Genomic DNA, 9865 nt, shown 5'->3' with positions numbered 1-9865 from the left:
CCCGCGCCGATGCCCAGCGCGATGGCGACCCCGATGCCGCCGCGACCGCCGCCGCTGGGCGTGCGGTCGGCGAAGCTGCCGCTGCTCGGCGCGTCCGGCCGGTTGCCGACGCCCGCGTACCCGCCACCGCGCGGATCGGCGGACCCGCCGCCGGAGCCCGGGGTCCCGGGGACGACTCCGCCGCCCACGCCGGTCCCGGTACCGCCGACCGCGCCACCGCCGGTCGCCACCCCGCCGAAGGCGGCCGCACCGCCGCCGGCGACGCCCGCGGTGCCCGTGGTCGCCGCCAAGCCCTGCGGGCTCACCAGGGCGGGCCCCATCTCGGGCAGCGGGCGGAACTTCTCCGCCTCGCCGACGGTGCCGTCCCGGTAGGAGCCCAGCGCGGCCTGCGCCGCCGAGCGCTGCTGCGCGATCTGCTTGGCCTCCTGGTCGTAGTCGCTCTCGTAGCCGAAGCCGCCCCCGGCCCACTCGAAGAAGTGCTCCGACTCCTGGTGCCGGAGTTCCTCGCCGTTGGGCAGCGTGTTCCGGGCCGACTCGAAGCTGCGGCCCTGCGCGTCCACGCTGGTCGCGGTGGCCCGCAGCGGTTCCTCGGACTCCTGGAGGACCACGCTGCGCTGCGCCGAGGCCTCCTGCGCCAGCGCCCCCGCGTTGCCCTCCCAGGCCACGCCCAGCTTGCCGAGCTCGGTGCGCAACGTCTCGTCGAGGTCGACGACGACCCGCACGCACTCGTCGAGCGCCTGCACCGCCTCGTGCATCGACTCCGCCCCGCGCCCCTGCTTGATCTTGCCGATCCAGTCGAGCAGTTGCGGGATGTCCATCCCCTCGAACCGCAGACCGCGGATCTCCTCGATGCCGGTCATGTCTCCCCCTAGCCCTGCAAGGTGGCCACGGCGGACTCCGCGACCCGCTTCGCCAGATCGCACATCTGCTGGTTGGTGAGCCCGTAGGTGAGGCTCGGGGACCCCCACGCCTGCAGCGTCTGGCCCTCGGCCACGTCGACGAACACGCTGCAGCCGAGTCCTTCCAGACCAGCGCCCGCCTGCTGCTGCTCGGCCCGGAACCCGGCGACCTCGTACGACGCGGCCGTCTCCGGGAAGGGCTCGCCGAGCTGCTCGGTGAAGGCGTCGAGCGACTGGGGTATCGCGGCGACGATGACGCCGAACGACGGCTCCGCGTCCGGCGGGCTGCCCCACATGCAGTGCTGGTAGTCCGCATTCCCCGGTAGGCGCACGTCGCCGGTGCTCGAACCGATCGTCGGGTTCGCGATGCCGAGTTCGGCCTGCTGCTCAGGGGTCAGCAGGGTGCAGAGCTGCTCCTCGGACATCGTGGTGACCGGGAGCTCGACCGGTCGGGACGGCTGCTCCGGCTGGGCGGTGGCGCCCTCCGGAGCGGGTTCCTCCGCCGCGCACCCCCCGACCAGCAAGGCCGCCGACACCACCGCGAGCGCCGCGTACCGAACACGTCCCGTCACAGCCGCGCTGCTCACTCCGCTCCCCTGTTCACGTCGTCGAAGGAGGCCCGGATCTCCTCCTCGGTGTAGCCGTACTGCTTGGCGGCGTCCTCCATCTGCACGGCGAGCTGCTCGACGTTGAGGACGTACTGCATCAAGCGGTTGAAGTGCGAATCCCCGTCGGTGATGAGGTTCTTGTTCCACACCGTTGCCGCCGCGACGCTGATGTCGTCCTCGGCGGGCGGTTCGATGGCGAGGGACCACCGGAGCTGCTTCAACTTGTCCTCGGCGTCCTTGGTCGCCGCCAGGATGATCTTCCTGGCCTCCAGGACGTTGTCCTGGTTGACCGCGACGGTCTGCCCGGCACCACCGGGGACGGGCGGCGGAGGCGGTGCTGCTGGTGTCGTCATCGCGGAGAACCCCCAGGTCGCGGCGTGTGATCGCCCGTTGGACGGTGACCTTAGCAGCGCGGTTCCCCCCGGTCAGCAAGTCCGCCGAACTTCACACGGACCCCACGCCGACCGCCGCGACGCGGGGCTCACCGCTCGAAGCGGTAGCCCATGCCGGGTTCGGTGAGCAGGTGCTTCGGGCGCGCGGGGTCGGCCTCCAGCTTGCGCCGGAGCTGGGCGATGTAGACCCGCAGGTAGTGGGTTTCCCCGGCGTGGCGCGGACCCCACACCTCGCGCAGCAGCTCCCGCTGCCCGACCAGCCGGCCGCGGTTGCGGGCCAGCACCTCCAGCATCCCCCACTCCGTCGGCGTGAGGTGGACCTCCGCACCACCGCGGCGGACCTTCTTGGCCGCCAGGTCGACGCTGAACGTGGCGGTCTCCACCACCGGTTCCTCCGGAACCGCGCCGGTGGCGGCGCGGCGGACCGCGGCGCGCAGCCGGGCCAGCAGCTCGTCCATCCCGAAGGGCTTGGTGACGTAGTCGTCGGCGCCCGCGTCGAGCGCCCGGACCTTGTCGGGGGAATCGGTGCGGGCGGAGAGCACGAGGATCGGGACGGTGCTCCAGCCGCGCAGCCCGGCGATGACCTCGGTGCCGTCCAGGTCCGGCAGCCCGAGGTCGAGCACCACCACGTCGGGCCTGCCCTCGGCGGCGGCGCGCAGCGCGGCGGCCCCGTCCACGGCGGTGAGCACCTGGTAGCCGCGCGCGGTGAGGTTGATCCGCAGCGCGCGCAGCAGTTGCGGCTCGTCGTCGACCACCAGCACCCGCGTCATCACCGCTGCCCTCCCGCCCCGAGCACCGCGGGCAACGAGAGCACGATCGTCAGCCCGCCGCCCGGGGTGTCCTCCGCGGCGATGCCGCCGCCCATCGCCGTCATGAAACCGTGCGCCACGTTGAGCCCCAGCCCGACCCCGGGCGCCCCGGCGTCGCCGCGCGCACCCCGGTCGCCCAGCCGCTCGAACGGCGCGAACACCCGCTCCGCGGTGCCTCCGGGCAGCCCGGGGCCGCGGTCGACGACGCGCAGCTCGACCCGCTCGGCGTGCGCGCTGGCCCGCACCACCACCCGGCCGCCGGCCGGTCTGCCGTAGCGCAGCGCGTTCTGCACCACGTTGGCCACCACCCGTTCCAGCAGCCCCGCGTCGGCCAGCACCGGCGGCAGCGATTCGTCGGCGTCCACCGCGACGTGCTCGGCGCCGTCCAGCCCGGCCAGCGCCGCGCCCACCACCTCGTCGTAGCCGACCGGGGCGAGGTGCGGGGCGATGGCGCCGGTGGCCAACCGGGAGGAGTCCAGCAGGTTGTCCACCAGCCCGGTCAGCCGGTCCGCCGATTCCTCGACCCCGGCGAGGAGTTCGGCGGTGTCCCGGGCGGACAGCCGCAGGTCCTCGGCGCGCAGGCTGCTCACCGACGCCTTGATCGAGGCGAGCGGGGTGCGCAGGTCGTGCCCGACGGCGGACAGCAGCGCGGTGCGCAGCCGGGAGGCGTCGGCCAGCCGTTGCGCCTCGGCCGCCTCGACGGCCATCCGCTGCTGGCGCAGCGCGACCAGCGCCTGCCCGGCGGCGCCTTCCAGCACCGCCCGGTCGGTGGCCGGCAGCGGGCGACCGTCCGGCCGGGACAGCACCAGGTGCACGTCATCGGCCACCTCGATGTCCACATCGGACTCGGAGCCGGACGGCTCGCCGTGCGCGGCCACCCGCTGCCAGCGCTCGCCGTCGCGTTCCACCAGCGCCGCCGAGGCGAGCCCGAAGTTCTCCACGAACTTCGCCAGCAGCCGGGGCAGCGGGTCGGGATGGGTGAGCACGGTGCGGGCGTAGGAGGTGAGCAGCGTCGCCTCGGTGCGCGCGTCGGCGGCGCGTTCGGCGAGCCGGGCGGCGCGGGCCACCAGCACCGCCACCAGCAGCCCGACGGCGATCATCGCGACCAGCGCGACCACGTTGGCCGGGTCGGACACGGCCAGGGTGTAGCGCGGCGGGGTGAGGAAGAAGTTCAGCAGCCCGCCGGACAGCAGCGCGGCGGTCAGCGCCGGGGCGACCCCGCCGACCAGCGCGACCAGCACGGTGACCAGGAAGTACCCGATCACGTCGGCGGACAGCCCCGGTTCGAGCAGGGACGCGGCGGCGGTGACCCCGGCGGGCAGCGCGACGGCCAGCGCCCAGCCCCACAGCCGGCGCGGCCACGGCAGCGGGTTGCGGTCGGGGTCGCGGGCGAACCACCGGCCGCCGACGTCGTGGTTGACCATGTGCACGTCGATGCCGCCGGACTCGCGCACCACCCCGGCGCCGATCCCCTCGCTGAACAACCGCGCCCACCGGGAGCGCCGCGAGGTGCCGACGACGAGCTGGGTGGCGTCGGCGCCGCGCGCGAACTCCAGCAGCGCCGTCGGCACGTCGTCGCCGACGACGGTGTGGAAGCTGGCGCCGACCGCCTCCGCGAGCCGCCGGACCCGGGCGAGCCCGCCCGCGGAGGTCCCGGCCAGACCGTCGCCGCGCAGCACGTGCACCACCCGCAACCCGGCGCCGGTGCGGGCGGCGATCCGGCCGCCGCGGCGGATCAGCGTCCCGCTCTCCGCGCCGCCGGTGACCGCCACCACCACCCGCTCCCGGGTCTCCCAGGTGCGGGTGATCCGCTGCTCGGCCCGGTGCCTGCGCAGCGCCACGTCGACCTGGTCGGCCAGCCAGAGCAGCGCCAGCTCGCGCAGCGCGGTGAGGTTGCCGGCGCGGAAGTAGTTGCTCAGCGCGGCGTCGACCCGGTCGGCCGGGTAGACGTTGCCGTGCGCCATCCGGCGGCGCAGCGCCTCCGGGGTGATGTCGGCGAGCTCGACCTGCTCGGCGCGGCGCACCACCTCGTCGGGCACCGTCTCCTGCTGGCGGACGCCGGTGATGGTCTCCACCACGTCGTTGAGGCTCTCCAGGTGCTGCACGTTGACGGTGGACAGCACGCTGATCCCGGCGTCGAGGAGCTCGTCGACGTCCTGCCAGCGGTGGGCGTTGCGCGAACCGGGCGCGTTGGTGTGGGCGAGCTCGTCGACGACGACCACCTCGGGGCGCCGGGCCAGCACCGCGTCCAGGTCCAGCTCGGTGAGCTCGACGCCCCGGTGCCGCACCCGGCGGCGCGGCACCTGCTCCAGGCCGTCGAGCAGGGCGGCGGTCCGGGCGCGGCCGTGCGTCTCGACCAGGCCGACGACCACGTCGGTGCCGCGCTCGGCGCGCCGGTGCGCCTCGGTGAGCATCGCGTAGGTCTTGCCCACCCCCGGTGCGGCCCCGAAGTGGATCCGCAGTTCAGCGCGCCCGTCCACGCGTTCAGCTCCCTCCCCGCGCCCGCTCGACCGCGAGGTTGAGCAGGGTCGCGTTCACCGCCCGCTGCCCGAGCACCCCGCCGCCGGTGTGCTCGGCGACCAGCGCACGCACCTGCTCCTCGCCCAGCCCGGTCACCCGCGCCACCCGCGGGACCTGCAGCTCAGCGTAGGCCGGGCTGATGTGCGGATCGACGCCGCTGGCCGAGGCGGTCACCGCGTCGGGCGGCACCAGTCCGGGCGGGACGCCCTCCCGCGCGGCGATCAGCGCCCGCCGCTCGACGACCAGCGCCAGCAGGTCCGGGCTGGAGCCGCTCTGGTTCGACCCGCCGCTGGTCGCCGGATCTCCCGGTCCCAGCGCGGTTTCCGCCGACGCCGAGGGCCGGGTGTGGAAGTACGGGTCCCGCGCGGGGTCGGCCGGGACCGGGTCGATCCCGATCAGCTCCGAACCGGCCACCCGGCCGTCCACCACGATCCGCGAGCCCTCCGCGTGGGCGTGCAGCCCCGGCAACCGGGTCACGCCCCAGACCGCCAGCGGATACCCGATGCCGAGCACCACCGTGGCCACCAGCAGCAACCGGACCCCGGCGACGACCTGCCGCCACCAACCACCGTCCACGACCCCTCCCGAAAAACCCTTCCCAGCCAACGAAAACCAGCCGAACCCGACCACCCACCGCGGCCACCGCCAGGCAAGCGGCGAAAGCCGCTTCCGCTTTGCCCCACGCACGCAACCGGCACCGCCGCGGGTTCTCAGCGGCCTTCTCGCGAGGACAGCGCCGACGCCGTGTACGCGCTTGTACATCAGGAGGCGATCCCGCAGCGAGAAGGCCGCTGAGGTTCCGCCACCCGCACCGCCACGCAAAGCCACCCGGACACTCACACGACAACGCGGATCACCAGGTCTATGAGCGTGATCCCGGCGAACGGCGTCACCAGCCCGCCCAGCCCGTAGATCAGCAGGTTGCGCCGCAGCAGCGGTCCCGCCCCGGTGGGCCGATAGCGCACGCCGCGCAGGGCCAGCGGGATCAGCGCCACGATGATCAGCGCGTTGAACACCACCGCGGACAGGATCGCGGAGGTCGGGGTGGCCAGCCGCATGATGTTCAGCGCGTCGAGCTGCGGGTGGATCGCCCCGAACAGCGCGGGCAGCAGGGCGAAGTACTTCGCCAGGTCGTTGGCGATGCTGAAGGTGGTCAGCGCGCCCCGGGTGATGAGGAGCTGCTTGCCGATCTCGACGATCTCGATCAGCTTCGTCGGGTCGGAGTCGAGGTCGACCATGTTGGCGGCCTCCTTGGCGGCGGCGGTGCCGGTGTTCATCGCCACGCCCACGTCGGCCTGGGCCAGCGCGGGGGCGTCGTTGGTGCCGTCGCCGGTCATCGCGACCAGCCGTCCGCCGCGCTGCTCGGCGCGGATCAGCTCCAGCTTGTCCTCCGGGCGGGCTTCGGCGAGGTGGTCGTCGACCCCGGCCTCGGCGGCGATGGCCCGCGCGGTGCGCTCGTTGTCCCCGGTCACCATCACGGTGCGGATGCCCATCGCGCGCAGCGCCGCGAACCGCTCGGCCATCCCCGGTTTGACCACGTCGGACAGCGCGATCACGCCCAGCACCCGGACGGCGTCGGCGCGGCGCTCGGCGACCACCAGCGGGGTGCCGCCGCCCGAGGAGATCCGCTCGACGGCGGCGGCCACGCCCGCGGGCAGGCCGCCCGCCCAGTCCCGCACCGCGCTCGCCGCGCCCTTGCGGACCTGGCGGCCGTCGAGGTCGGCCCCGCTCATCCGGGTCCGCGCGGTGAACGGCACGTGCTCGGCGCCCACCGGGGGACCGGACGCGCCGCACCGCTCGGCGCACAGCGCGAGGACGCTGGCGCCCTCCGGGGTCTCGTCGGCGAGGCTGGACAGCCGGGCGGCCTCGGCGAGCTCCTGCTCGGCCACCCCGTCGGCCGGGTGCAGCGCGGTGGCCCGCCGGTTGCCGTAGGTGATGGTGCCGGTCTTGTCCAGCAGCAGCGTGTCCACGTCCCCGGCGGCCTCCACCGCCCGTCCCGAGGTGGCGAGCACGTTGCGCCGCACCAGCCGGTCCATGCCCGCGATGCCGATCGCCGACAGCAGCGCGCCGATCGTGGTGGGGATCAGGCAGACCAGCAGCGCGGTGAGCACGACCACCGGCAGCGGGCCGCCGGAGTACCCGGCCATCGGTTGCAGGGCGACGACCGCGAGCAGGAAGATCGCGGTCAGCGCGGACAGCAGGATGGTGAGCGCGATCTCGTTCGGCGTCTTCTGCCGCCGGGCGCCCTCGACCAGCGCGATCATCCGGTCCACGAAGGTCTCGCCGGGGCGCGCGGTCACCTCGACCACGATCCGGTCGGACAGCACGGTGGTGCCCGCGGTGACCGCGGACCGGTCGCCGCCGGATTCCCGGACCACGGGGGCGGATTCACCGGTGATGGCCGACTCGTCGACGCTGGCGATGCCCGCCACCACTTCGCCGTCGCCGGGGATCACCTCGCCGGCCTCGACCACCACCCGGTCGCCGAGCCGCAGCGCGGTGCCCGGGACGCGTTCCTCGCCGTCTCCGGTGAGCCGCCGCGCGGTGGTCTCGGCGGTGGTGCGGCGCAGCGCGGCGGCCTGGGCCCGGCCGCGGTCCTCGGCGACCGCCTCCGCCAGGTTCGCGAACAGCACGGTGCCCCACAGCGACGCCGCCACCGCGAGGCCGAACCCCGAGGGGTCGACCGCGGTCAGGGCGGTGACCAGCACCGAACCGGCCCACACCACGAACATCACCGGGTTGGCGAGCTGGTGCCGGGGGTGCAGCTTGCGCAGCGCGGCGGGCAGCGCCGCCCGCACGGTTCCCGCGCGCACCGGTTCCACCGGTGCGGGGTGGTCGACGACGCCGGTCATGCGAGTGCCTCCGCGATCGGTCCGAGGGCGAGTGCGGGCAGGAAGGTCAGCGCCGCGACGAGCACGGCGGTGCCGCCGAGGAGTCCGGCGAACAGCGGGCCGCCGGTGGGCAGCGTTCCCGCGGTGCGCGGGGCCGGCCGCTGCCGGGCCAGCGCCCCCGCCAGGGCGAGCACCGCGAGCATCGGCAGGAACCGGCCGAACAGCATCACCAGCCCGAGGCCGGTCTGGAGGAAGTCCCCGGTGGCGGTGAGCCCGGCGAAGGCGCTGCCGTTGTTGTTGGCCGCCGAGGCGAAGGCGTAGAGCACCTCGGTGAGCCCGTGCGGTCCGCCTTCGTCCCGCGCCGCGGCGGTGGACGGCACGAGGAGTGCGAGACCGGTGCCCAGCAGCACCGCGGTCGGCATCACCAGCAGCGAGAGCGCGGCGGCGGTGATCTCCCGGCGACCCAGCTTCTTGCCCAGGTATTCCGGGGTGCGGCCGACCATCAGCCCGGCCAGGAACACCGCGACCACGGCGAGCACCAGGATGCCGTAGAGCCCGGCCCCGACCCCGCCGGGCGCGATCTCGCCGAGCAGCATGTTCAGCAGCGCCGCGCCGCCGCCGAGCCCGGTGAGGCTGTCGTGGGCGGTGTTGACCGCACCGGTGGAGGTGCCGGTGGTGATCACCGCGTACAGCGCGGACAGCGGCACCCCGAACCGGGTCTCCTTGCCCTCCACCGCCGCGCCCGCCGCGAGCGCCGCCGGACCGTTCGGGTGGCTCTCGGCGAACCAGGCGACCGCCAGCATCGCGCCGCAGATCCCGGCCATCACCGACAGCAGCACCCGCCCCTGCGCGCGGTCGCCGACCAGGGTGCCGAAGGCGCGGGTCAGGCTGACCGGGATCACCAGGATCAGGAAGAGCTGGAGCAGGTTGCTCGCGCCGCTCGGATTGCTCAGCGGGTGCGCGGAGTTCGCGTTGAGCACCCCGCCGCCGTTGGTGCCGAGCACCTTGATCGCCTCCTGGCTCGCGATCGGTGCGGTGGCGACGGTGTGCGTCCGGCCGTCGAGCCCGACCACCTCGATCCCCGCGGCGAAGCTCATCGCCGCGCCGAGGGCCACCAGCAGCACCGCCGCCACCGCGGCGACCGGCAGCAGGACGCGGGTCACACCCCGGGTGATGTCCACCCAGAAGTTGCCGATCCGGTCGTCGCCGTCGGCGGTGAAGCCGCGCACCAGGGCGATGGCGACCGCCATGCCGACCGCGGCGGACAGGAAGTTCTGCACGGTCAGCCCGGCGAGCTGCACCCCGTGCCCGAGCACCTGCTCGGGGACGTAGGACTGCCAGTTGGTGTTGGTCGCGAAGCTGCTCGCGGTGTTGAACGCCATCGCCGGCTCCACCGCACCGCGACCGAGGTCCAGCGGCAGCAGCGGTTGCAGCCGCTGGAGCAGGTAGAGCAGCAGCACCGAGGCCAGCGAGAAGCCGAGCACCCCGGCGGCGTAGCCGGGCCAGCGCTGGCGCGCGGAGCCGTCGACGCCCACCAGCCGGTAGACGGCCCGCTCGACGCGCCAGTGCCGCTCGGTCGAGTAGACGTGGGCCAGGTAGTCCCCGAACGGGCGGTGCACCGCGGCGAGCAGCGCCAGCAGCAGGACGACCTGGACGAGGCCGACCAGGAAGGGGCTCATCAGAACCGCTCCGGTCGGACCAGCGCGACGAACAGGTACCCGAGCAGCAGCAGCGCCAGGACACCGCCCGCGCCGTTGGCGAGCGCCGTCATCACAGGCGCTCCAATCCGCGCCGGGCGAGCGCGAG

The 9865-nt window shown here is 74.5% G+C and carries 9 protein-coding genes; all 9 read right to left on the bottom strand.

The features are described 5' to 3' along the window. Nucleotides 1-860 (bottom strand): hypothetical protein (locus tag ABD976_RS26640; RefSeq protein ID WP_345367819.1); only part of this gene is annotated, 860 nt, incomplete at its 3' end. Between the two features lie 8 nt (nt 861-868). Then, nucleotides 869-1486 (bottom strand): DUF3558 domain-containing protein, encoded by a 618-nt coding sequence (locus tag ABD976_RS26635; protein WP_345367818.1) that lies wholly within the window; start codon nt 1484-1486, stop codon nt 869-871. Continuing rightward, complete coding sequence (locus tag ABD976_RS26630; protein ID WP_345367817.1) at nt 1483-1860, bottom strand: hypothetical protein; 378 nt, start codon at nt 1858-1860, stop codon at nt 1483-1485. Before ABD976_RS26630 ends, ABD976_RS26635 begins: the two co-directional genes overlap by 4 nt. Nucleotides 1861-1988: 128 nt before the next feature. Next, nucleotides 1989-2669, bottom strand: coding sequence for a response regulator (locus tag ABD976_RS26625; RefSeq protein WP_345367816.1), 681 nt, complete (start codon nt 2667-2669; stop codon nt 1989-1991). Further along, nucleotides 2669-5188 carry a DUF4118 domain-containing protein gene (locus ABD976_RS26620; protein ID WP_345367815.1) on the bottom strand — a complete coding sequence of 840 codons (2520 nt, stop codon included), beginning with the start codon at nt 5186-5188 and terminating at the stop codon, nt 2669-2671. The genes ABD976_RS26625 and ABD976_RS26620 overlap by 1 nt, the downstream gene beginning before the upstream one ends. Nucleotides 5189-5192: 4 nt before the next feature. Further along, the gene (locus ABD976_RS26615; RefSeq protein WP_345367814.1) at nt 5193-5804 is read right to left on the bottom strand and encodes a potassium-transporting ATPase subunit C; all 612 of its coding nucleotides are present in this window, start codon (nt 5802-5804) and stop codon (nt 5193-5195) included. A gap of 260 nt (nt 5805-6064) precedes the next feature. Next, a complete protein-coding gene (kdpB, locus tag ABD976_RS26610) occupies nt 6065-8080 on the bottom strand; it encodes a potassium-transporting ATPase subunit KdpB (protein WP_345367813.1) in 2016 nt (671 codons plus the stop codon). Further along, entirely contained in the window at nt 8077-9738 is a 1662-nt protein-coding gene (gene kdpA / locus ABD976_RS26605) for a potassium-transporting ATPase subunit KdpA (protein ID WP_345367812.1), read from the bottom strand. The genes kdpB and kdpA overlap by 4 nt, the downstream gene beginning before the upstream one ends. Further along, nucleotides 9738-9830: a K(+)-transporting ATPase subunit F gene (gene kdpF, locus ABD976_RS26600; RefSeq protein WP_345367811.1), complete on the bottom strand. Its 93-nt coding sequence runs from the start codon at nt 9828-9830 to the stop codon at nt 9738-9740. Before kdpF ends, kdpA begins: the two co-directional genes overlap by 1 nt. Nucleotides 9831-9865: the final 35 nt, after the last annotated feature.

The sequence above is a fragment of the Saccharopolyspora cebuensis genome (assembly GCF_039542665.1).
GTDB classification, from domain to species: domain Bacteria; phylum Actinomycetota; class Actinomycetes; order Mycobacteriales; family Pseudonocardiaceae; genus Saccharopolyspora; species Saccharopolyspora cebuensis.
The sequence above is the reverse complement of the archived record's forward strand: the minus strand, read 5'-3'. Positions and strand labels throughout refer to the sequence as shown.

Excerpts from the sequence above, each read along its gene's own strand:
- kdpB (WP_345367813.1), bottom strand. The coding sequence starts at position 8,080 with ATGACCGGCGTCGTCGACCACCCCGCACCGGTGGAACCGGTGCGCGCG.
- kdpF (WP_345367811.1), bottom strand. The coding sequence starts at position 9,830 with ATGACGGCGCTCGCCAACGGCGCGGGCGGTGTCCTGGCGCTGCTGCTG.
- ABD976_RS26630 (WP_345367817.1), bottom strand. The coding sequence starts at position 1,860 with ATGACGACACCAGCAGCACCGCCTCCGCCGCCCGTCCCCGGTGGTGCC.
- kdpA (WP_345367812.1), bottom strand. The coding sequence starts at position 9,738 with ATGAGCCCCTTCCTGGTCGGCCTCGTCCAGGTCGTCCTGCTGCTGGCG.
- ABD976_RS26625 (WP_345367816.1), bottom strand. The coding sequence starts at position 2,669 with ATGACGCGGGTGCTGGTGGTCGACGACGAGCCGCAACTGCTGCGCGCG.